At 61.9% G+C, this 21892-nt stretch carries 16 protein-coding genes and 1 pseudogene; 9 read left to right on the top strand and 8 right to left on the bottom strand.

Annotation, left to right across the window (positions count from 1 at the left end; all coding sequences use genetic code 11):
- The first annotated feature begins 38 nt into the window (after nt 1-38).
- Genes BMW90_RS15145 through BMW90_RS26880 form a run of 3 tightly spaced genes read left to right on the top strand, consistent with a single transcriptional unit; the run spans nt 39 to nt 2706 of the window.
- Nucleotides 39-1703 (top strand): AMP-binding protein, encoded by a 1665-nt coding sequence (locus BMW90_RS15145; protein WP_074837312.1) that lies wholly within the window; start codon nt 39-41, stop codon nt 1701-1703.
- Between the two features lie 26 nt (nt 1704-1729).
- Nucleotides 1730-2440: a VOC family protein gene (locus BMW90_RS26165; RefSeq protein WP_211568897.1), complete on the top strand. Its 711-nt coding sequence runs from the start codon at nt 1730-1732 to the stop codon at nt 2438-2440.
- A complete protein-coding gene (locus BMW90_RS26880; protein ID WP_074837311.1) occupies nt 2440-2706 on the top strand; it encodes a hypothetical protein in 267 nt (88 codons plus the stop codon). Before BMW90_RS26165 ends, BMW90_RS26880 begins: the two co-directional genes overlap by 1 nt.
- A gap of 299 nt (nt 2707-3005) precedes the next feature.
- Here BMW90_RS26880 and BMW90_RS15130 read toward each other — a convergent pair whose 3' ends face one another.
- The 5 genes from BMW90_RS15130 to BMW90_RS15105 form a co-directional block, all read right to left on the bottom strand.
- Nucleotides 3006-5030 (bottom strand): type IV secretory system conjugative DNA transfer family protein, encoded by a 2025-nt coding sequence (locus tag BMW90_RS15130; protein WP_074837310.1) that lies wholly within the window; start codon nt 5028-5030, stop codon nt 3006-3008.
- Nucleotides 5030-7726 carry a relaxase/mobilization nuclease domain-containing protein gene (locus tag BMW90_RS15125; RefSeq protein ID WP_083416069.1) on the bottom strand — a complete coding sequence of 899 codons (2697 nt, stop codon included), beginning with the start codon at nt 7724-7726 and terminating at the stop codon, nt 5030-5032. Before BMW90_RS15125 ends, BMW90_RS15130 begins: the two co-directional genes overlap by 1 nt.
- Complete coding sequence (locus BMW90_RS15120) at nt 7713-8294, bottom strand: helix-turn-helix domain-containing protein (protein WP_074837309.1); 582 nt, start codon at nt 8292-8294, stop codon at nt 7713-7715. The genes BMW90_RS15125 and BMW90_RS15120 overlap by 14 nt, the downstream gene beginning before the upstream one ends.
- A gap of 538 nt (nt 8295-8832) precedes the next feature.
- Nucleotides 8833-9039, bottom strand: a complete 207-nt coding sequence (locus BMW90_RS15115) for a hypothetical protein (RefSeq protein WP_074837308.1) — start codon at nt 9037-9039, stop codon at nt 8833-8835.
- Between the two features lie 538 nt (nt 9040-9577).
- Nucleotides 9578-10507: a DUF2493 domain-containing protein gene (locus tag BMW90_RS15105; protein WP_074837306.1), complete on the bottom strand. Its 930-nt coding sequence runs from the start codon at nt 10505-10507 to the stop codon at nt 9578-9580.
- A gap of 799 nt (nt 10508-11306) precedes the next feature.
- On the opposite strand from BMW90_RS15105, the gene BMW90_RS15100 reads away from it, so the two are divergent.
- From BMW90_RS15100 to qatD, 6 genes are all read left to right on the top strand, one after another.
- The gene (locus tag BMW90_RS15100) at nt 11307-12533 is read left to right on the top strand and encodes an ATP-binding protein (protein WP_074837305.1); all 1227 of its coding nucleotides are present in this window, start codon (nt 11307-11309) and stop codon (nt 12531-12533) included.
- Complete coding sequence (locus BMW90_RS15095) at nt 12530-13435, top strand: restriction endonuclease (RefSeq protein ID WP_074837425.1); 906 nt, start codon at nt 12530-12532, stop codon at nt 13433-13435. Before BMW90_RS15100 ends, BMW90_RS15095 begins: the two co-directional genes overlap by 4 nt.
- Nucleotides 13436-13576: 141 nt before the next feature.
- Entirely contained in the window at nt 13577-15505 is a 1929-nt protein-coding gene (gene qatA / locus BMW90_RS15090) for a Qat anti-phage system ATPase QatA (RefSeq protein WP_074837304.1), read from the top strand.
- Nucleotides 15505-16377, top strand: coding sequence for a Qat anti-phage system associated protein QatB (gene qatB / locus BMW90_RS15085; protein WP_074837303.1), 873 nt, complete (start codon nt 15505-15507; stop codon nt 16375-16377). Before qatA ends, qatB begins: the two co-directional genes overlap by 1 nt.
- Nucleotides 16374-17714, top strand: a complete 1341-nt coding sequence (gene qatC / locus BMW90_RS15080; RefSeq protein WP_074837302.1) for a Qat anti-phage system QueC-like protein QatC — start codon at nt 16374-16376, stop codon at nt 17712-17714. The genes qatB and qatC overlap by 4 nt, the downstream gene beginning before the upstream one ends.
- A complete protein-coding gene (gene qatD, locus BMW90_RS15075) occupies nt 17707-18453 on the top strand; it encodes a Qat anti-phage system TatD family nuclease QatD (protein ID WP_074837301.1) in 747 nt (248 codons plus the stop codon). Before qatC ends, qatD begins: the two co-directional genes overlap by 8 nt.
- Nucleotides 18454-18571: 118 nt before the next feature.
- Here qatD and BMW90_RS15070 read toward each other — a convergent pair whose 3' ends face one another.
- The 3 genes and pseudogenes from BMW90_RS15070 to BMW90_RS15060 form a co-directional block, all read right to left on the bottom strand.
- Complete coding sequence (locus tag BMW90_RS15070; protein ID WP_074837300.1) at nt 18572-19300, bottom strand: DUF736 family protein; 729 nt, start codon at nt 19298-19300, stop codon at nt 18572-18574.
- 124 nt (nt 19301-19424) lie between these two features.
- Nucleotides 19425-19730: a hypothetical protein gene (locus BMW90_RS15065; protein ID WP_074837299.1), complete on the bottom strand. Its 306-nt coding sequence runs from the start codon at nt 19728-19730 to the stop codon at nt 19425-19427.
- 14 nt (nt 19731-19744) lie between these two features.
- Nucleotides 19745-21541: pseudogene (locus BMW90_RS15060) on the bottom strand (strawberry notch C-terminal domain-containing protein); the annotation flags it as partial.
- Nucleotides 21542-21892 lie beyond the last annotated feature (351 nt).

Here is a 21892-nt window from a genome sequence, read left to right as displayed (position 1 = left end):
ATGAATGTAAATGGCATCAGAGATTCTGGGAGGACTCAATGCCATCAGTGCGCAAGCCGATACCTGGTGTCGTTTATCCGTCGAAGTCGGATGTGGACGCCTTTGATGCCCTCGGGCTCTTTGATACGCGGACCATGGCAACGGCCTATTCCGAAGTTGCCCGACAGCATCCCGACCGGATCGCCCTTTCCGATCATGACGTGGTCCATACCCATGCCGAACTGGATGACCTGACCGATCGGGTCGCGGCGGGGCTTTTGGACATCGGCCTTCGTCCCGGCGACCGTGCGACTTTCCAGATCCCGAACAGCCGCGAACTGGTAATCGCCCTGCTGGCCTGCCTGAAGGCCGGCGTGATCCCAATTTGCACGCTTACCGCGCATCGGGCGGCCGAGATCGGATACCTTTCCCGTCATGCCGGGGCGCGGGCACATCTGATCAGTACTGACGATCCGAAGTTCGACTTTGCCACCTTCGCGCGAAAAATGCAGGACGAGGTACCGTCGCTCGAACACAGCATCGTTGCACGGGGCGAGGCAGGAGAGGGAATGACCTCCTTTACGGCGCTTGCGGCCCGCGTGCCAGAAGTTGAAGTTTCGGCCCGGCTGGCGGCCGTGCCAGACGATCCGGCACAGGTAGCGCTGTTCCAGCTGTCAGGCGGCACCAGCGGGGTGCCCAAGATCATCCCACGTTTTCACAACGAATATCTTTACCAAATGCGGAACTCCGGCGATCTGCATGGACAGACTCATGAGACCGTCGCCTTTTCGCCAGCCCCGATGATGCACAACGCTCCGATCATCTGTTACTGGGGCCCGGCGCTCTGGCGCGGGGGTCATGTCGTTTGTTCCCCGAACCCAACCCCCGCCGCTTTGGCGGAGCTGATTGCGTTGCGTCGTCCGACATGGATGTCAGTGCCCCTTCCCATGTTGGTCAAGATGAAGGCCGAAGGTGTTCTCAACCCCGCGCATTTCTCGGGCGTCCAAATGTGTACCGCCGCTCATGCCCAGAGGCTGGCGGAGCTGACCGGCGCAAATGTAGTACCGCTTTATGGAATGACCGAGGGGATGATCTCTTTCGGTCTGTTTGACGACCCCGAAGAAATCCGGAAGTCCACGGTGGGCCGCCCGACCAGCCCGCACGACCAGTACCGTATTGTAGACCCGGACACCGGCACACCCTTACCCGACGGCTCTGTCGGCGAATTCGAGTTCACGGGGCCGAGCGCGACGCGCGGCTACTTTGATGCAGAAGAGCGCAACCGTGAAGCCTTCGCCGCGGATGGCTGGGTCAAGTCGGGCGACCTCATGAAGATCCACGCCATCGGCGGTGAGCGCATCCTCAGTTTCGAAGGTCGCGTGAAGGATGTGGTCAGCCGCGGGGGAGAGAAGATCAATTGCCAGGAGATCGAGCGCGCCCTTGCCTCGCATCCCGGCGTTGGCGCCATTGCCTGCGTGCCCATGCCCGACCCGGTTTTCGGCGAACGCATGTGCGCCTTCATCATTCCGGCCGCCGGAGCCACGCCACCGACGGTCGCGGCGCTTGGTGCGCATCTCGAGGCTGCGGGCCTCGCCAAGTTTAAATGGCCCGAACGGGTCGAGATCGTATCCGAATTCCCACAGACGAGTTCGGGCAAGACATCGAAACCGCTGTTGCGCGAGCTGATCGCGCAGCAACTGACCACCGAACCGGCCGCGTCCTGAACGCGCCACTACCGAAAGGATCGCAGATGCCACATGACGCCCTGCACGAAGAAGCCCGAAGCGACAGTTCCTACATGTCCGAGGACAAACGAGGCTATCGTACGCGCGAGGTCGATATCTCGATGCTAAAACCCGCCTCCGATGACGGCGTTCAGCTGCGCCTGAAGGGGGTGGACCATTCGGCCCGCCCGACATGGAAGCTGCGAGAAACCGTGACGTTCTATCGCGATGTGCTGGGCCTGCCGCTAATCCACACGATCTCGGCCCGGGGCTGGGGCCATCCGGGCCACCCCGATTTCCTGCATTTCTTCTTCGATGCCGGGAATGGCGCGACGATCGCGTTCTTCTACTACATTGGTACCGACCGGCCCGAAAAATACATGCCCGAGGACAGCTACTTCTACTCGGCCAGCCACACCGCCTGGAGCGTGGACACGGCCGAAGAGCTTGCCCAGTGGAAGGAAACGCTGGAGGGGCGCGGACTGACAGTCTCGAAGTTCACCAAACACGAGGGGCTGGAGTCGATCTATTTCCGGGACCCGAACGGTTATCCCCTCGAAGTCACCCGCCGTCTCCGCGATGTCGAGGTCATCGATGCCGAGGATGCCGCGCTTACCATCCAGGCCGCGATCGAGATCGAAGATGCCGCCTTTGCCGCGGGCGAAAAAATGCGCGACATCGACACCGTTTGGCGCCGCAAGGCAAAGCTGGTCGAAGCCCGGGTGGGGGATCTCTGATGCCGCGCATTCACGTCGTCGACGTTCCCGAATTCCGCCCTGTCGTCGACAGCGCAAAGGCCCGTGCATCCGACGGTTATCGCGTTATCGGCCCCCGGAAGGGATATTTTACGATCGAGAAGGCAGGAGAGATGTCTTTCAACCGAAAGGACATGAAGCTGCCGCCAGCGATCTGGTACGGCATCTTCACCGGCGGCCTGAACGGAGAGATTTCGTCTTTCGGCCGTGAGGTTGTCACGATCATCGGAACCAATCAGCCCCTCTGAACGACTTTGAGAAACGGAAAAGGGCGGCTCGGCGATGCCGCCCTCTGCCATGCCGAGATCGAGTTGAATTTCTAGATCGTCTGTAGAACTACAGGGTCGCCCGCGAGGAAAGCGAGACGCTACAATCCAGGATGCGTCACTGTCGAGGGTACGACAACAACGTGCCCGCAAGGGGTGATCCTGGCCCACTGCAATTAACGGTGGGAGAAAACAACCAATGCCTGTAATCGTATTAACCGGTCGTCCGCTGCCTTGTGCCCGAAAGACAGCTTCGGGACAGAGTTACCATTTCACACGCCCTACCTAACCCCAACTTTCACACCCGTCCGCCGGTCCAACTCTTCCATTCCCGCAGCGATCTTCCCTTCCAGCTTGTCGAGATCAACCAAGGCCCCTTCCACCTCAGCAACATCCCGCTCGGTCGGGTTTTCAACCATCAACTCCGCGCTCCCCGTCAGGTCCATCTCAAGCTGCCGCCCATCCGCCGCCAGGATTTCGGCACGCTTCTTGGTCTCAGGTGCCGATCGAACATGGTCAGCCTCTAGTTTCAATTCGCCCTGCGAGGGGGTCGCAACGGCTTCACTATCCGCTGTACCCTTGATCGGCGGTACCAATGGCATCGCCTGCACACTCAACGGCACATTCGCCGATGGCTGCGGAGCCGGGCCCTTCGGGAACGGCATCTCCCCCTCCTGCGCCGCGTGGATTTCCTTGAAGAAGGGGTCCTCATAGTACACCACCCGCTTCGCCCGGATCGGCATCTGCGCATCGACCACGACGACGATCTCATCGAGCGGCAACCGCCGCGCCTCGTCCTCGGGCAGAAGCGAGGTCTCTTCCGTCCGCGTCGACTGGCTCCGGCCCTCGAATGGGTTCTTGCCTATGGAACGGGAGCGCGTGACGACCGTTTTCGTGGTCTTGCCGACCGCCTTGCTCAACTCCTCAATGGTCTTCTCGTCCGAGGGAGTAAGGTAGAGTTTGACGCCGGCGTTGCCCTGGAGCGCGCGACGGGTGTTTTCGCCGTAAATCTCGTCGATGGCGGGAATAGTTTGGGTAACCACGGCCAGGTGCCCGCGGTAGTGCCGGAGCACTTCGATGCTTTCCGCCACGATCGGCATCTTTCCGAGGCGGTTGAATTCGTCGAGCATGATCATCACCGGCCAGGGTTCGTCCGGCCCGGGCTCCTTGTCCTGCAACGCGGAAAGCAGGTCCGAGAAAAACAGCCGGATCAGCGGCGCAAGCGGTTTGACCATCAGGGGCTGAACGACGAGGTAGACGCTGAACGGGGTCTGCCGAATCGTCCGAAAATCAAAATCGGAGACCGAGGTCGCTTCGTCGATCGCCGGGTTCTGCCACTGATCGAGACCCGAGGTCATCAGGAGTGAGACGTAGGAGGTCAGCGTGTCGTTGTTGGTCGAGGCAAGCCGGATGAAGATCAGCTTGGCGGCCCGGTTGTCGACCTCGTGTGCACGAGCCAGGTATTCTTTCTGCTTGTTCCCGCCCGAGGCGGAAATCCGGTAGATCTCGCCAAGCGTGGGACGGCGACGCTGGAAGGCCAGCAGCCCTGCCGCGACGAAGAGATCGATGCCGCCTTTCAGGAGGCCCTGGACCCGGTCGTTGTCGTTCTGCAAGAAGAGTGTCGCCAGGAGCTGCAGCTCCATCTGCTGTCGCGCGGGGTTTCTCAGGCCGTAGATGCGCAGGAGCGGATTGTAGCGATGCGTGCGCTGGCCCTCCCAGTCGGTCGGCGCGAAGCGGTAGACGCGATCGCCCTGTGCCGCGCGATGCCGGGACGTCGCTTCGTAGCACTCGCCCTTCACGTCGAGCACCACGGCCGAGCCCTGCCAGGTCAGGAGGTTCGGGATCACGAACCCGGTGGTCTTGCCGCGCCCGGTCGGGGCGACGATCAGCGCATGCGGGAACACCGTCGAGGAGAGCAAGGGTGCCCGCGATCCGGGCTTGCCCAGCTTGCCGATGATGAAGCCCGTGCCGGGGGCGCCGAAGAACCCGTTGCGCTTCATCTCGCGGCGGGTCTGCCAGTGGGTCAGGCCGAACCGGGTGAGCGCCGATCCGGACATCGCCAGGCTCATCAGAAGACCTGCCACCCCTGCCCCGCCCATGATGAGGTTGATCAGGCGGAAGTCCTCGGGCCGGTACACCCGGATCGAGAGGTAGTTGCGCACGATGTACAAAAAATCGATCTCGGCCTGGAAGCCGACATCGCGGAACGTCAGGACCGCCGAGGCAATCACATAGCCCATGGCCACCGCCACGAGCGTGACCGACAGGACCCCGAAGGCGAGCTTGGCGGGCGCGAGCGGTCCCATCAGTGGGTCTCCCCGCGTTCGGTCTCACCGTCGGTCAGATCGGCCCGTTCCCGCTCGTACTCCCGATCGGCGATCTCCTCGACCACGGCCCGCGTCGCCGCACTATTGGCGGTCGCGGCGTCAGATTGCAGGTAGTGCTTGGCCGCGTAGAGCCGATCAAGCCGGTCTTCGATCTGGTCTTTCAGGACGTCGATGTCGCCGTCGCGTAACCGGTCGATCTGGGCCTCGTCCAGGTCCCGTTCGATCGCATCGCGATAGCTGACGCGCTGGTCTACGGTCTCGAAGGGCGACGACCAGTCCCCCGCGCGTTCATGCTTGATAACGCGGCGGATCTCGTCAGGCTCGACGCGTTCGCGGTCTCCGCTCGGAGCATACTCCCGCATGAGGGTGTTCAGCCCGTCCCGCTCAGACCGGATCCGTTCATAGTCCATTTCGGTGACGGTCTTGTCACCATCGCTCCCCGACAGGAACGCCGCCTCACGCGCGGACATCCTTTCCAAATAATCCCGGTCAACGTCACGGGACATTCGATCGCCGTGCCGCGCGACCGTCTCCCGGATCAGGACCTCTGCCCGTTGCGCGGCGACCGGATCCAGCCGACCCGCTTTGAGATCGTCATTCAGGTCCTGAACCGCCGAACTCAGGTCAACGCCATTCCCGTCCTGCGCGCGGTCGTTCTCCAGAAGATCTCGCTCGATGACGACACGCTCAAAACGCGTGAACTCGCTCGGCGCCCGGTCGAACTGATCCGCCACGCCGCGCGTGATCTCGGTGACGGTGGAGCCACTGTCCCGCTCCGCCGCGCGCCGCACCTCGTTGATCGCGTCGGTATCCCGCGTCTCGACAACGGCGGCATAGGTCGCGCCAAGCCCGCGGGTGAGATGTGCGGGCATGTCCGGGTACCGGTCCCGAAAACTTTCCGAGACCGCCTCCGCCACCGACGTCCGGACATCGCGCCCGTCCATGATCCGGTCCACCTCGCGGGCGATCTCTCCGGCCCGGGCGTCGTCGGTGATGTGCTCACGGTAGGGCTCGGACCGATCGATCACGTCACCGGGGCGCTCCAGGATCTCCGGATGCCCGGCCAGCCAGTCGCGCTGCTCGACCTCGATCCGTCGCTCCGCACGGGAGATCACTTCACTGTCCCGGGTGTCGATCTGGCGCTCCGTCAGACCCTCGGCCCGCATCTCCTGACGGATGCTTCCTTCCATTGCGCGGACAGAGTCCGAATCGTAGTGGATGCGCTCCGTCACTGTCTCGACCTCCGTCACCCCATCCCGGCGCAGGACCCCCGCCCGTTCCAATGCGGTCCCGAGCTGCACATGCGCCCGGTTGAGCGTCTCGCGCGCCGTCTCCAGATCGTCTCGCCGTTCGAGGTTCAGGCCATCCCGCTCCGCCACCCGGCTCAGATCATCTGCAATCCACTGCCGCTCGAGCGCGGCGTTCTGCGCCCCGGTCTCCATACGGGCGACCACCACCGAAGAACTGATGCCGGTGCCGCGCAACGCGGTGTCGACCTGTGCGCGGATCTCCGGATCGCGCAGCCGATCGAGCTGAGACGCGTCGATGTTCTGCTCGGAATAGACCCCGCCCTCGGAGGGCCGCTCCGTCAGCGTTCCCGACCGGAGGCCGAGAGGCTGCATGTGCGCGAGCCGCGACTGGATCTCGTTGAGGCTCTTTTCCAGCCGCGGCCGCTCAGCCTCGGGCTTTTCGGCGATCATCCCCTGGATGCGCTCGACCTGCTCGGCATAGCGCGTGCGCAGGTCGTCGAACGTTTGATCTTCGGCCATATAGACGCCTCCTTCCGATGTGAGTTTGCCGCCCTTCGCCAGAAGCTCCCCTGCCCGGAAGAGCGCATCCGCAATATCCTCACGTGCCTCCTTCGAGGCCTCGGCGGCAAGCGAGTGGTAGACGGTCCGCGTGTTGGCGATCTCCTGGAGCGCCAGGTCGCGGTCAGCCCCGACGCGGGCCCGGGGCGCGGCCATGCGACCCTCCGCCTTCGCCGCGTAGACCTCGCGCGTCCGGGGCGGGTAATGCACCTCGCCCCGGTCGATCCGCCGCGTCGCCTCCAGCCGGACCCCGTACTTCTCCGCCTCCTCCACCATGGCGAGACGGAAGTCGTCGTAGTTGAACCGGTGGTTCCGGCCGAGATAGAAGAACTCGCCCTCCTGCGACCGGCGGTTCAGCACAAGATGGGCATGCGGATGATCCCGGTCCTCGTGAACCGCGATGATGTAATCGAAGTGCCCCTCATCGGTCTGGAGGAACCGCTCCGCGACATCCGAGGCGATGTCGCGCACGTCCTCTCCGCGGGTGCCGATCGGGAAGGACATCAAGAGGTGCGTGGTCTGCCCGAGCTTGGGTTTGAACCCGCCGTCCCACCTCTTCGCGAAGCGCTCGGTGAGGTCCTTGATCTCGCCCGCCTCGAGCTTCTCCTTGCCGTCCAGAAACCCGCTGCTGTCGACGATGAAACTCGACTTCGTGGTGAGGTAGTCGAGCTGATTCGTCAGTTGCGACTTCGTATGGGTGCCGCCGCTCCGGATCGCCTTGAAGACCGCCGCCCGATGACCGGCTGCGGCCCGAACGAGCTGCTTCTGTTTCGAGACATGGAGACCCTGCATGGAGCCCCGGATCCGGCTCCAGCCATCCCGGAAGATCTCGCCGGTGACATCATGGACCGCATCATTCAGCCGCATGCACAAACTCCCTCAGGACGGCCGCAGCCTCCAGCTGCATCGCGTCCCGCCGGCGGCGCACCAGCAGGTCGATCTCATCCGCCGCGTCCAGGACGAACCGCGCCACCGCCCGCACCTGCGCCAGCCGCAGATCCGAAAATTCCGCCCCCGCACTGGACCCCGTCCGATTGGCCTCGGCCATCCGTTTGGCGATCTGCGCGACGCCGTTTCCGACCTCGTTGAGCGAGGTCCGGAGCCGCCCCATCTCGGCCGCCATGCGGGCGTCCGGAACGAAGACACCGCCGGCCCCTTGCATCAGTCGGCGGAGCCCGTCGGCCCGCGTCTCGATCCCCGCCGCGGCCAGCACAGCGTCGAAGGCCACCATCTCCTCGGCGGTCACCTTCACGCTCACGGCGACCACCGGAACTGCCGTGTCGCGCTGCCGCTCCGCATCCGCCTTCACCGTGTATCGCACCGCTCTCGGCGTGACCCCGAAGCGCGCCGCCAGCTCGGACGTGGACACGCCCTCAGCCGCCTCCCGGACGATCTCCATCCGCTCTGTCTCGGTCAGTCGCTTCGCTCTGCTCATGCGGAAGAAAGCCCCCCTATTTCCTGCCACCTTCATACGAGGCCGCCCCCACCATACGAAACTATAGCAACGTGTCAATGATATATGATCGTATGAACAGCGGGCGGGCGGCCTCGTATTCCGTTTTCCGCCGAGCGGCCCCGGTGAAACCGGGGGCGCGAGGCCGCGGCCCGAAGGGGCGCCAGCCTCCCTCTCCGACAGCGCCCCGCCCGCCCATGAGTGCGCCCGCGCCCGAGGGTCTGTCCGGACACGGACCCCGTGTTTGGACGGACGCGAGGGGCGGCGCGCCTTCCCTCCGACTGGGCTGACAGACAGGGTCAAGGGAGGCCAGATTTGGCTCGGCCCAAATCTCTGCCGCAAAAACCGGCAGGCCCCGCCTGACTGTTTTTGGGGATGGCCCCCTTGAGGCTGGCTGGCAGACCTGTTCGCGGCTCTCCCTCCCCCTCCCGTTAGGACCCGGAACGGTCCTGACGGGAGGGCTCGACGTGCGGATCGACAGACAGAAGGGCCGCCTTTCGGCGGCCCTTCGGGGGTGCGATCAGTCCTGCGGTTCTTTCGAGCTGGGCGGGAACATCACCAGCTCCTGGACGGCGACCGGGAAGTCGAGCTTGAGGCTGAAGAACTCCGTTCCGTCCCCGGTCCGGGTGTTGCGGAACATCGCGCCGACGCGCTGGAAGCGGGTGCGGACCCCGCCCTCGGCATCGGTGAACTTGACGGGGACGGTGGCAACGTAATGGGTGGTCATCTGGGTCTCTCCTTTTTGCGATGAGGATCACCTGGCACGGGGGACCGAGGGTCGGACGCAAGCGCAAATGCGGAGGGTCCGCGGCTAGCCGTGGAAGCCGTATTTGTGCTTGCCGAAGCGTGAGCTGAGGGCACGATTGGGCCGACCCCGTGCGATCCACATCTATGAGCAAAAAGGAGAGACCCGGATGACCCTTGCTATCACGCAGCCGCCACCATCCGCGTCCGCGTCCCACCGAGCCTGGCCGGGGTGCTGACGGAGCCCGCCCGCGTGGATGCGATGTTCCGAAACACGCCCCGAGGGACGTGCAGATCTTCAGCCTCATGTGCGACGTCTCGACCCCTCGCGTCTTGCGCTGCTGACGATGTGCGTGATGGGCTCACCATCCCCATCCTGTACCGATGCGGATGGGCCGCACTCTGACGGACTGGGTAGAGGGATAACGGTGCTGGACGCCGCAGACTGCCGATTGCGCATGACCGATCGCACGCGCCATGAGACATGACGAAAGGGCCGCGCCAAGCGCGACCCGCTCTCTTCAATCCTGCGCGGTCTTCTTCGCCGGGTCCGCAACCCGCATGACCGTCAGGCCTTTCGCTTCCGCCTTCTGCCCGAGGTTCAGCGCGACCCCGTTGCCGCCGAAGAGGACAACCCCCGTCGCCGCGAACTTATCGTCCAGCATTTCGTCGTTGCACTTGAACGGTGCCGCCCGGCCATGCGCGGACCAGCGCGGATCGAAGCGCGCCTGCGCGACCCCGCGTGCCCGGGCCCACCGAGCCGCAATCATCTCCGCCCCGTGCTTGCCACCCTTATGGCAGAGGAAGATCTCCTGATTGCGGTTCTGCTTGATCCGTTCTCGAACCTTGTCGAGCGTGTTGAAGATCACATCGACATCGGTCCAGTCGGTGGCGCCTGAGACGATCAGGGGCACCCCCTCGACTTTCGACTTCTCGGCGGTTTCACGGTCGTGCTGCTCCAGGAGCTGCCGCGCCTCGAAGACCGCCCCGGTCTCCTGCGCCCGGACGCTTGCGCGCGACCCGGCTGCCGGGATGAAGGCGTAGCCCGTTTCGACCTCGTAGCATTCCGCCGCCGCCTCGCTCATTACCTCGATGGCGCCGACGATCTCGCGCAGCTGCACAAAGCGCGCTTGCGCCTCTTCGAGCGCGGTCTCGGCGATCTCCGATCCGTCGTGGGACTTCGCCAGGGCGCCGATCTTGTCGGCGGTGCGATCGACCTCCTTGCCGAGCGTCACCTTGCGCCGTTGCAGGATCGTCGCGAGGCCATGTGCGAGCGGTTCGATTTCCGCTTCAAGCCCGGTCCCGCGCAACTGCCCGAGCAAAGCCTCGAAGCTCTCGCGGATGATGTGGTCGGTCAGGACGTGATCCTCCGGGATCGGCAGCTGCGCGTCCTTCTCGGTCAGTCCGAAAAGCTCGATGGTCTCGTAGGTGTTTGCGGTGTCGTAAGCCATGTCTGGTCTCCAGTGTTCGGTTCCTAGGCCACCACGTGAGTGTGGGGGCATGGCCGAATGCCTGGTTTCCGAATCTGCCCGGGTCAGGGACGGCGCAGCCGCCGGCTTGCCGGGCGCAAAAGTTTTCCGCGCGCAGCACCTGATGCACGCGCGCGCTCACGCACGGGACCGCCCCATGCCACAGGCTACGCCCTCGCCGAAAAGTTTTGCGATCCTTGACGCGGGCTGATTTGGGGGCCATCCGGAGGATATGCTTCCACGCTCATGTGTGTGTGTTTTGACGGTAGGTTTGCCCGACCCGAGCAGGCAAACGGCCCGACCGGACGCGGGAGACGGATGAAGCGGCGGGATCGTTTTGGCCTCGGGCCAAAACAGACCAGAGCGCAATCCGGCGGCGCGGCCGGGGAGGGACGTGCTCGCGAGGCGAGCAAACCGGGATGCCGGGTGCTACGCCGCGGTGAGGCCGCATGGCCGAATGCGCGACGGACCGCAGGGCCGTTCTCACCTGCGACACGCGAAGCCGAGCAGGGGAGGCCGAAAGGCTGGTTGCTAAGCAGAGGATCAGGTGCTCCCGCTTCCTACTCGAGATCGCACAGCACGACGGAGGTGATGTACTCGAAATCTCGCAGAACCGGCGAACAGCGTTGCCAAAGAAGGCAGGATTGTCGCCAGCACGTTAGGCTTGCGAGCTGAGGTTGTGTGCTTTCATTCAGTCGGACCTCAACTTTCAATTGGTCGGCAGTTGACTTTCAATTGGTCGGAGGCGTACTTTCAATCGGTCAAAAGGAGTCGCGCGGCGATGTACCCAAGATTTGCCAAGGCTAGAGTGGAAGAGGCGCTGTCCGACACTCGCGTGGTTCTCATCTCGGGGCCGCGTCAGTCCGGCAAAACGACGCTTGCAACCGACATCGCGTCAGAAAAGATACCCTTTCTGACATTGGATGATGCCAACGTTTTGCGGTCGGCGATAGATGATCCGGTCGGATTCGTCCGCGGATTGGACCGCGCCGTGATCGATGAGATCCAACGCGCGCCCGACCTTCTGCTCGCCATTAAAAACTTGGTCGATGACGACAAGACACAGGGACGGTTCCTCCTAACAGGTTCGGCCAACCTCATGACCATCCCAAAAGTAGCAGATTCCCTTGCTGGCCGCATGGAGGTTGTACGGCTCCTGCCTCTCTCGCAGACGGAAATCCTTGGGAGGAAATCGGACTTCATCGAACGGGCCTTTGCCGGAGAAAAACCAACGGCCGATCATATGATCGTCGGTGACGAACTCGTTGTGAACGTCCTTTCGGGCGGGTATCCCGAAGCGCTTGGCCGAGCGCGATGGGCGCGAAAGCAGGATTGGTATCACGGTTATCTGGACGCAATCGTCCAGCGCGACGTCCGTGACGTGGCCCAGATCGAACAACTCGCCATCATGCCAAAGCTTCTGTCAGTGCTTGCCGAGCACTCAGGACAGTTGGTCAACTACTCCGGCATCGGTGCCGGACTCGACCTCAATCATGTCACCACACAGAAGTACGTCAGTGTCTTCGAGAGCCTCTACCTTGTTCATACCCTGCAACCATGGTTCACAAACCGTCTGAAACGCCTGACCAAGTCGCCCAAACTACATTTTTTCGATGCGGGCCTCCTCGCAGCAATGCGGGATGTTTCGCCGGAAGTGATCCGCAAGGACAAAACGAGCTTCGGTGCGATCCTGGAAACCTTCGTGTTCAGCGAACTTCGGAAGATCGCGACGTGGAGCGAACAGAGGTGTTCGTTCTCGCACTTCCGAGACAAGGACAAAAACGAGGTCGACATCGTATTGGAGAACCGCCGAGGTGAGGTCGTCGGGATCGAGGTAAAGTCCTCCGCCACCGTATCGGCGAGTGATTTCTCGGGAATGCGCAAGCTGGCGGAAGCCTGCGGAAAGAAGTTCGTTCAAGGCATGGTGCTTTATGATCACGATCAGGTTGTCCCATTCGGCGAGAACATGTTCGCCGCTCCGCTCTCATGCCTGTGGGGTCGTTCATGAATCTCGTCGAGGAACAATGCGTGGAGGATCTCGCAGACCTGCTCTACAACTTCTTGCCCGGAAGCGGAAACTCCCGGACCGCATTCCCATTGGCGGCCGCACAGGTCCAATGCGAAGACCACTGGACCGGCGGGAGCAAGCGCCCGGCGATTGTCCAAATGTTGTCATCAACCCTCAGTCAACGGCGACACAAGTTTAGCCCATTGATGCTGGCGATCGTACGGCAATCGATGACTTGGCGCAGAGGCAAAGGAGAGCCTCTAACCCGTGCGGAGGTAGATGGGTTGAATGTGCTCCTCTTGCGTCTGTCGTTAAAGGTGCCCGAGCTAAACGATCCCGCGTTTCTTGATTCACTGCCGGGAGACCAACCCGAGCCAGAGACGAAGGCGGCATCGAAAAACACCACGCTTTCGGACGAGTTAGCGCACACGCTATCGGCGCGCCTGATCGGCCTATTTGAACACCCGCCCCAGCGGCGCGGCTTTGAATATGAGCGCTTTCTAACCGAACTTTTCGCCGCGTATGGTCTGACGCCGCGAGCGCCTTTCAAACTGACAGGCGAACAGATTGACGGAAGCTTCAAGTTGCACGGCGAAACATACCTCGTGGAAGCCAAATGGCAGGCTGGTCGCACGGGACAATCCGATCTGCTAACCTTTTCGGGAAAGGTCTCAGGCAAGGCGACTTGGGCGCGCGGGCTTTTCATCAGTAATTCGGGCTTCTCCGAAGACGGCCTCAAGGCTTTCAGGACGGGTAGACGCACAAATATAATCTGTGCTGATGGGTTGGATCTGCATCAGGTCGTTCACAACCGTCTCTCATTGATCGACGTGCTTGACGAAAAGCTGCGACGCGCCGCTGAAACCAACCAAGCATTTGTTCCGGTTCGAGACTTGTTATGACGAGAACCGAACGAGGAAAGAAGACCAATAGATCGGGCAAGCCTGCCGGTTTACAACTAATCACTCGGCCAGCGACGAGGCGGCAAAGCTGCGCGCAATCGACAATTATTGAAACCTCTAAATCCTACAGAAATGACTTTCATGATTATTCCAGATAACGAGACCGCCATCGACATGATCTACTCGGAAGCCGTCTCCGCGACGGTCGCGAAGGTGATCAGAGACTCTGGAAACGAACCTCTCACGGTCGGCGTCCATGGGGACTGGGGTGCTGGAAAATCGAGCGTGTTGCTCATGCTGGAGGACGCGTTTTCAGAGGACGATCGCACATCCGTCGTCCGGTTCAACGGCTGGCTGTTCCAGGGCCTCGAAGACGCAAAGACCGTAATCATCGAAACGATCGTAGAGCAATTGCTGCGGGATCGGGCGTTCACCACCAAGCTGAAAGACGCATCCAAAAAACTGCTTAAGCGCGTCGATCTTATGAAAGTCGCGTCCAAGGCGGGTGGCCTCGCCCTGACCGGACTTACCGGCATCCCATCCCCGGACATGCTCGGCGGGCTCATGGAACAGGGGAAGAAGCTCTTGGCCGGTGGCGAAGAGCTGACGGTTGGCGATATGACAGGGTACGTCAAGAATGTCACAGATTGTCTTAACGACCCTGAAGCCGAAACCTTGCCTGCCCATATTCATGCCTTCAGGGTGGAATTCGAGGAACTGCTCGCGGCCGCGGACATAGATCGCCTCGTCGTTGTTGTTGACGATCTGGACAGATGCCTTCCCGCCACGGCGATCGAGACACTTGAGGCGATACGGCTCTTCCTGTTCGTGCCCGGCGCGGCCTTTGTCATCGCCGCCGACGAGGGAATGATCGAATACGCCGTCAGGTCCCATTTCCCGGACTTGCCACTATCGTCGGGCCCGTCGACCTATGCCCGGAACTACCTCGAAAAGCTCATTCAGGTGCCGTTCCGACTACCGCCACTGGGATACGTCGAGACCAAGGTCTATCTCACGCTTCTCGTCGCCGGTAGCTCGCTCGACACCGGTTCGGCCCCCTTCGACACATTGCTCAACTTAGGTCGCGAAGCACTCAGACGTCCCTGGGACGGGAACGGGCTGAGCCGCGGTGTGATCGAAGAGCGTCTCGGTGCGGTCTCGGCGGAGCTGGAGAATGCGCTCATTCTCGCCGATCAACTCGCGCTGCCGCTCGCTGAAGGCGCTCAAGGCAACCCGAGGCAGATCAAGAGATTTTTGAACACGCTCAATCTCCGTCTCGCCATCGCGGATGCGCGCGGGATCGGTGACGATGTGAACCCCGCGGTCCTCGCCAAGCTGATGCTCGCCGAACGTTTCAAGGCCGATTTCTTCGAACGCCTCGAGGTCGAGGCCGCTGTCAGCGGCTCCTCCATAACCGTTGCGACACTCGAGGAGGCGTTGCGCAAAGATGATGAAGAGCCCGAAAAATCCAAGAAACCGGCCACCGCCAAGGGCCGGGGTCAAACGGAGAGACTTCCGGAGGACGACCTTCTTGCGAGCGAATGGGTCAGACGATGGGCTTTGGTGGCCCCCGCGCTCGCGGACGAGGATCTGCGCCCGTATTTGTTCGTGTCCCGAGATCGCAAGGCGCTATTCACTGCAGGCACCAATCTCGCTCTGAAAGAGGACTGGATCGAGAAGCTTTGCGGCAGCACCCTAGGCGCGCGCGCAGCGGCAGTAGAAATCGCAAAGCTCACGCCCGGAGAGATCGAGCAGATCTTTGACGTGGTGGCCGCAAGGATCAGGGCCGCAACAGATCTGAAGAAGCGACCTGGTGGCATCGAAGGCCTTGCGGAGCTTTGCAAAATATCCGCCAATCTCCAGACCCCTACGGTTCGCCTTCTCGCGGACCTGCCAAGTGGTCAATTAGGGCCATGGGCAGCCACGGGCTGGGACAAGATCTTCACCGGAGCGGAAGCCAAACGAGAGCTTGCCAAACTCAAAGAGGGCTGGGCCAAACTTGATGAGAACAAACCGCTCCAGCTCGCTGCGGGTGGTGGACGAAGCGGCCGTGGGAAGGGGACAGGATAATGGGAACTTCGAGCTCGTACGGTGGACCCGCGTCCGGCCTCGTTCCGGACTGGGTCGACGGCGTCGATCCGGGCATGGGCGGTGGTGAAGAGGGATCCGATCACGACGGAAGCGATGGTTCTGACACCGAAAAACCGACCCCGGACGAGGGCGGCGAGAAGGGTGCAGTGCAGACGCCGCCCGCCTTGGCCCCTCCCGGCGGCGCATTCACCTATCCTCGCGGCCAGTTCACCCGATTCACGAACGGTGGCGGGAGCAAGTCGCTCGGACGGGCGTTGAAAGGTTACGTCAGCGCTGTGGGAGGCGGAGCCGGGGCCGCACGTCGAATGCCGCACTCTACCAGGGTCGCATCCGGTGTCGCCGGGCTCGCAAGCGCCGTCGCGAACGAAGGTGCCGAGGCGGCGCTCGCCCGATTTGATCTTCAAGGCCTTGCGGGTCGGCCAGCCGCGGAGGTCCTTGAGGCCGTCGCGGAGGTAATCTGTCCCGATGGTGGGACGATCGATGAATCGATCGCCCGTGACGCGATGCTCGAAGCGATCGCAGAGGTCGCGGAAGATGATCCAGGCGCATTCGATGAGCTTTCACCCGATCAACTCGATGAATTCTTGTGTGATGTGATCACCCGAAGCGTGGTTACCAAGGTCCTGAACGAGATCGGCACGAACGCGTTGCACGGATCCGCGTCCGACGCCGACTTCCGGGAGGCAGAGCGGATCACACGAGATTTTACGCAGGGGCTGGTCAGGGACGCGCTTGGTAGCCGGTTCGATGTCGGCTCGCGCCCGACACAATCCGAAATCGACAGAAGCATTTCCGTGGTCTATGCAGACACCTTCGACATGCTCGGAGCCGTCCTGGAGACCATGCAATGAGACGAAATGTCTTTGTCCGTTTGGGGCGCGGTGACGTGACATCTGCTGAGGGTGCGGCTGATATCATCATCGATATGGTCGACAATTTTGGGGATCTCGACAGGGGACTGGGTCAGCTGCTGGACCGGCTCTTCAAGCTGGGCGCGAGACCGAGCGAGGCCGCGGTCGACCTCATGATCATGGCTACCGCGGTGTACGCCGCCGACACCGGCGTATCGCGGGACCGGTACGCCGATGACGGATGGACGCGCATGATCGATCTCAGCGTTCCCGTGGCAGAGCCCGAGCTCTGGCGACACCAGCACGACCATCTGTCCCGAATGCTGCAATTCTTGACCGGCGATCATTGGAGTTTCACGTTCCGTCACCGGCCGGACGAATTCCAGTCCTTCACGAAGCAACCCGAAGAGATGGACTTCACAGACTTCACGCAAGTGAGCCTGTTCTCGGGCGGATTGGACAGTCTCATCGGTGCGATCGATCTCCTCGCCTCGGGGCAGCGGCCACTCCTGGTCAGCCATTACTGGGACGGCGAGGCGTCGAGCGCGCAGAGGCAGTTGCTCGAGGTATTGAAAGACCGACACGAGGACGCATTCGAATCTGTCCGGGCTTATATCGGCTTCCGAAAGAAGGATTTCCCGGAAGCCGGGAGCGACAACAATCAGAGGGCGCGCTCCTTCCTCTTCTACAGTCTCGCAGTGGTTGCGGCCGACGCCGTCGCTTCCACAGACAAGGTGCTCATCCCCGAAAATGGGTTGATCGCGCTCAACGTTCCCATGGACGCCCATAGGCTCGGGTCGCTTAGCACGCGGACGGCCCATCCGCATTTCATCCGCTCGATGTCAGATCTCGTCAAAGTCTTGGGCATCAACGTGTCGCTGGAAAACCCCTATCGCTTCAAGACTAAGGGTGAGATGGCCAGGGAGTGCCTTGATCGTGACCTTCTGGCCGAACTTGCCCCGACCTCGATGTCCTGTTCCCATCCTGCGCAGGTTCGTTTCGAAAGCGCGCCGCCCCAGCATTGCGGACGCTGCGTCCCCTGCCTGATCCGTCGTGCCTCCCTTGCGGCGGGCCTCGATGGACCCGATACGACACAGTACTTTCTGGATGACCTTAAGGCCAGCACATTGGACTCAAAATCTGCCGATGGCAAAAATATCCGATCCTTCATGTTTGCCGCAGAGAATTTGCGGCAAAATCCCGGTCGGGCAAGGTTCCTCGTGCAAAAGCCAGGACCCCTCGGCCGCGATGATCTGGACGCATATGTCGACGTGTATCGCCGAGGCATGGATGAAGTGTCAGAGATACTCAAGGGCGTGAGGACAAAACATGTCTGACGCGGACTGGTCCGGCCCCGTCGACTTTCATTGCCATCTCGACCTCTGTCAGAATATGGCGGCGGAGTATGCGCGTTGCGAGGCCGCACGGTGCCTAACCCTGGCAGTGACGACTACACCCAAGGCTTTTGCCCGAAACGCCGAGATGGCCCGTACCAGGCGCTTTGTGCATGCAGCCCTTGGAATGCACCCGCAGCTTGTCGCGCAACGCGCATCGGAGCTATCTCTGTTCGAAGAACTCGCTCCCTCGACCAAGTATATCGGCGAGGTCGGCCTGGATGCAGGTCGCCGGTTCTATCCTTCGTTCGAACGCCAGAAATTGGTGTTCGAACGCGTGATGGCGCTCTGCGCAAGGCTCGGCGATAAGGTAATCAGCATTCACAGTGTTCGAACCGCTAAACAGGTGCTTGATGTCATCGAGAAAACGGGGGCGCATCGCACTTGTGTTCCTGTTCTGCACTGGTTCAACGCTTCGGGGGCGGAGATCAGACGCGCTTTAGAACTAGGCTGCTATTTTTCGGTCAACGAACAAATGCTGCTGGCTCCACGGGGGCGCAACTTGCTTGAAACGATCCCTATAGAACAACTTCTCACCGAAACGGATGCCCCGTTTCAGTCTGATAAGGCTCCAGGCGACGTGCACGGGGCCATTCGGTTGATTGCCAAAGAACATAACTTGGAAGATTCAGCGGTCGAGGCCAGAATTAGGCGGACGGCCACGGAACTGTTGGCGAAATAAGTACACATCTCACGCCGGTCATGTGTCGGGTTGCCCACAAACATACCGACGAAGAAAAAGGGGAACCGTGTAACCACGGCTCCCCTTGCTGCTCGGTTGTTCAGGCCTCTTGCTGTAGTCAGGCGACCAGCGACAGCCCCGCGCCTGCATCCTGCGGCTGCTCACCACCGTCGATGAACGGGATGATCGAGAAGGTCTTGCCGCCGCGCTGTTCCTCGTTCTGCACGGCGTTGACGCGCAGGTCGCCATCGGGCGTGTTGATCAACAGCGACAGGTACTCATTGCCCGTGCGGCTGCTCTTGGCCATCCAGGCAGACCCGACGCGGATCGGCTTGCCGCGGGGCGAGCTGACCTCGACCCGGTAATCGGGATGGGTGTCCTCGGACTTGTAGTCGTTCTCGATCAACATGAAATCGAGGTCGAACATCATGTTGGCGATGTAGCCGGCAAAGGCGTTGTCGGCGTCCATCGCGGTCAACTCGCCCGAGATCGAGCCGGATTTCATGAGGCCGTTCGAGACAAGCGGGATGATCTCGAATTCGCCGCTCTGCGCCGCACGCGCCTCCAGCGTCTGCACCGCATTGACACGGAATGGGCCGAGGCCGACATCGATCTGCATCGAGATGTAGGGGTTGCCACTGGTATTGCCGGTCTCGTTCCATGCGGTACCGATGCGCACCTTGCGGCCAGACTTGTTGACCGCGGTCACGTCGTAATCCGGGCTGCGCTCGGACATTTTCGGGCGGGTCTCGAGCTGGATGGCGATGTCGAAACGTGTCGAATGGATCATGCCGGAGTATTGGGCGGCTGCGGTTTCGGTGTTGCGGGTCAGGGTTCCTGCGAACATGGGATGGTTCCTTCTGATATGTCCGGTGCCTGACGTCCTTGCCAGCGCATCCGGGATTGCTTTTTCGACCCCTCCTGGGATCACAAACCAGAAAGCTCGCTTTCCTTTCTTCCCAACCTTCAGTTCAGCGCTGGCGCCTGAGAGACTGTGCCACCTTCCCGCCGGGTACGACGCCCCTCCCCTGCCCGTCTGGTCTCAGTTGGCTGTCCTTGCTTTTCTCGTCGCCACCCTCCGGTCCTGCGATAAAGAACTCTGCGTCATCCCCGTTCAACCGCTGCCCGCTGTGGTCGGTCAGCCCGATGGTGCTGCCGTTCGGCTCAAACGTGATCAGGTACTGGCCGAGGCTGTCCTTGTGCACGCGGTAGCCGGTGTTGGCCCAATGTACGGTCTGACCTGCATCGATGGCGGCTTTGATCTCTTCGAGTGTCATGATCGCCCCTTCACCTATTCCGCTGCCACTGAAGCCACGTCCTGCGCGGCGTCTGGTCCGGTTCCAACAATCCGGGAGAGGATGCCCAATGTGTCGACACCGTCCCCATGCGGCAGGAACACGCGAAGCTGGAAGGCGATGATCTCCGTGAAACACCCCATTGCCTTGAGGCCATCGATCATGCCCTTGTCCGCACCGCCCAGCTCGAGGCGCATTTCGCCCGCGACACGGCGGCGGGTCAGGGTCAGACCCCGGCCCAGATCGACCGGAGAGGTGGTGCCCAGGACGGCGGTCAGCATCTCCTCTGTCGTTTGCGGGTTGGAGACGAGGAAACGCGCGCGCAGCGCTGCCGCGCCCTCTTCGCTCAGCGTGCGGCCGATCATGCTGGTTCCGCCGTCGGGCGTGACCCGGTAGATGCGCTCATTGGTGGTCGGGATGTCCTTCCAGATCGGCAAGAGCAGCCCGGTCAGCAGGTAGAGCTTGGTCGTGGTGGTTTCTGGCAGAGTAGCTGCTTCATCATCCCAGAGCCGGATGAATTCGGACTTCCCGATCTCTTCCCAGGCGGAGGCTTCAAACCGGGTCTCCTCGAGGTAGCTGGAGCCATTGGGCCGCACCGCCTTACGCATCAGCGTCACGACATCCTCGTCATACATCTGCATCGGCCGCGCCGAGATCAGCGCAGCACGACCGGACGCGCGGTTGACCATCGGCTGTTTGTCCGGATTGCGCGAGAGCGCTTCATCCGCGGACAGCACATGCACCGGGTCCGTCACCTCGAGCCCGATGATCCGCGTCACCGCGCCGGGTTTCGGGCAGGTCCAGAGGTCCTCCGCCCCGACCTGCTCGATCTTTTCACCACGCAGCGTCTCCACTCCGAGATCGAGTGTTCCGGCCGCCCGCGCACGTTCCGTCTGATCCGCGATCCGCCTCATGAACTCTGTAAAGAGCGCGTTCTGCATGTGGATCGGCAGCGCCAGCACCCGGTTGAGGAAGCGTTGGATGGGGGGAAGCTCTTCCAGCAGCACCCCGTCCTTGTCGATCAGCCGCAAAGCGGTCCAGTCGGTGAAGCTCTCATAGCTCATCGCCTCGGCGCGTCCGGCAGCCAGATCTGCATAGTAGCCGCGCAGCGCCGCTCGCGCGATCGGGCTTTCGAGATTGTCCTCCTCGCGGAACATCCCCTGCGAGCCGGTTTCTCGCTGGCCCTTGGTGAGCGCCCCCAGCTGGTCGAGCCGTTTGCTGATCGTCGAGGTGAAGCGTTTCTCGCCATGCACATCCGAGGTGCAGACCCGGAAGAAGGGCGCGCTGACCTGGGCCGAGCGATGCGTGCGGCCAAGACCTTGAATGGCCGCGTCGGCGCGCCAGCCTGGCTCCAGCAGGTAGTGCCGCCGCCGTTTCTGGTTCTTCGCCGTCTGCGCGGCATGATAGGAGCGGCCCGTGCCACCCGCATCGGAGAAGATCAGGATGTTCTTCTCGCCTTCCATGAAGGCTTGGGTCTCGGAGGAATTGCTGCTGGCGGCGCGCTTCTCGATGAAGAGATGACCATCCTCGGCCTTCAAAGGGCGGATGGAGCGCCCGGTGACTTCGGCTACGGCTTCATCGCCGAAGGCCCAGAGGATCTGAACGAGCGCCGAGGGGATCGGCGCCAGTGTCATCAGTTCCATCATTGCCGCATCGCGCAGGGCGAGCGCCTCGCGCGAGACGACCAGCGCGCCGGTCTCGTCGCGCAAGGGTTCCGCCACCATGTTGCCGTCGATCTCGACCAGCTTTTGCGCATGGATCGGGAAGGCCTGTTCGAGATAGCCCAACACGTAATATGCCGCGTCACCGTTATGCGGAGTTCGGGATTTCAACCTGTTGTTCTGCTGATTCATTTTCGGGTTTCCACTTTGGATAATCATGACGCCTCTGCTCTCAACCGCAGAAGGACATCTTCCATGAACTCCCCCTCCAACTCTCCGCTCAGTGGCCGTGCTGACGATCGGGAAGACCCGCTTACGCCAGTCCGTTTCGCGCTTTATGCTTGGCGGAAGGGAAAAGATTGGGTGGAAACCGCGGGTGGCAGAAAAGAGCGACATCGGGGAGGAAATGGCGCGGGTTCGAGCGCGTCTGGCCGATCTGGATGCCGAACGGCAGCGGCTTCAGCGCGAGATGGCGTCCCTCGA

The sequence above is a fragment of the Marinovum algicola genome (genome assembly GCF_900109145.1).
Lineage (GTDB): Bacteria > Pseudomonadota > Alphaproteobacteria > Rhodobacterales > Rhodobacteraceae > Marinovum > Marinovum algicola.
Note: the sequence above shows the minus strand (reverse complement) of the source record. Positions and strands in the feature narration are given on the sequence as shown.

What these genes read in the sequence shown, in the direction of transcription:
- BMW90_RS15145 (WP_074837312.1), top strand. Translation starts at nt 39, where the DNA reads ATGCCATCAGTGCGCAAGCCGATACCTGGTGTCGTTTATCCGTCGAAG.
- BMW90_RS26165 (WP_211568897.1), top strand. Translation starts at nt 1,730, where the DNA reads ATGCCACATGACGCCCTGCACGAAGAAGCCCGAAGCGACAGTTCCTAC.
- BMW90_RS26880 (WP_074837311.1), top strand. Translation starts at nt 2,440, where the DNA reads ATGCCGCGCATTCACGTCGTCGACGTTCCCGAATTCCGCCCTGTCGTC.
- BMW90_RS15130 (WP_074837310.1), bottom strand. Translation starts at nt 5,030, where the DNA reads ATGGGACCGCTCGCGCCCGCCAAGCTCGCCTTCGGGGTCCTGTCGGTC.
- BMW90_RS15125 (WP_083416069.1), bottom strand. Translation starts at nt 7,726, where the DNA reads ATGCGGCTGAATGATGCGGTCCATGATGTCACCGGCGAGATCTTCCGG.
- BMW90_RS15120 (WP_074837309.1), bottom strand. Translation starts at nt 8,294, where the DNA reads ATGAGCAGAGCGAAGCGACTGACCGAGACAGAGCGGATGGAGATCGTC.
- BMW90_RS15115 (WP_074837308.1), bottom strand. Translation starts at nt 9,039, where the DNA reads ATGACCACCCATTACGTTGCCACCGTCCCCGTCAAGTTCACCGATGCC.
- BMW90_RS15105 (WP_074837306.1), bottom strand. Translation starts at nt 10,507, where the DNA reads ATGGCTTACGACACCGCAAACACCTACGAGACCATCGAGCTTTTCGGA.
- BMW90_RS15100 (WP_074837305.1), top strand. Translation starts at nt 11,307, where the DNA reads ATGTACCCAAGATTTGCCAAGGCTAGAGTGGAAGAGGCGCTGTCCGAC.
- BMW90_RS15095 (WP_074837425.1), top strand. Translation starts at nt 12,530, where the DNA reads ATGAATCTCGTCGAGGAACAATGCGTGGAGGATCTCGCAGACCTGCTC.
- qatA (WP_074837304.1), top strand. Translation starts at nt 13,577, where the DNA reads ATGATTATTCCAGATAACGAGACCGCCATCGACATGATCTACTCGGAA.
- qatB (WP_074837303.1), top strand. Translation starts at nt 15,505, where the DNA reads ATGGGAACTTCGAGCTCGTACGGTGGACCCGCGTCCGGCCTCGTTCCG.
- qatC (WP_074837302.1), top strand. Translation starts at nt 16,374, where the DNA reads ATGAGACGAAATGTCTTTGTCCGTTTGGGGCGCGGTGACGTGACATCT.
- qatD (WP_074837301.1), top strand. Translation starts at nt 17,707, where the DNA reads ATGTCTGACGCGGACTGGTCCGGCCCCGTCGACTTTCATTGCCATCTC.
- BMW90_RS15070 (WP_074837300.1), bottom strand. Translation starts at nt 19,300, where the DNA reads ATGTTCGCAGGAACCCTGACCCGCAACACCGAAACCGCAGCCGCCCAA.
- BMW90_RS15065 (WP_074837299.1), bottom strand. Translation starts at nt 19,730, where the DNA reads ATGACACTCGAAGAGATCAAAGCCGCCATCGATGCAGGTCAGACCGTA.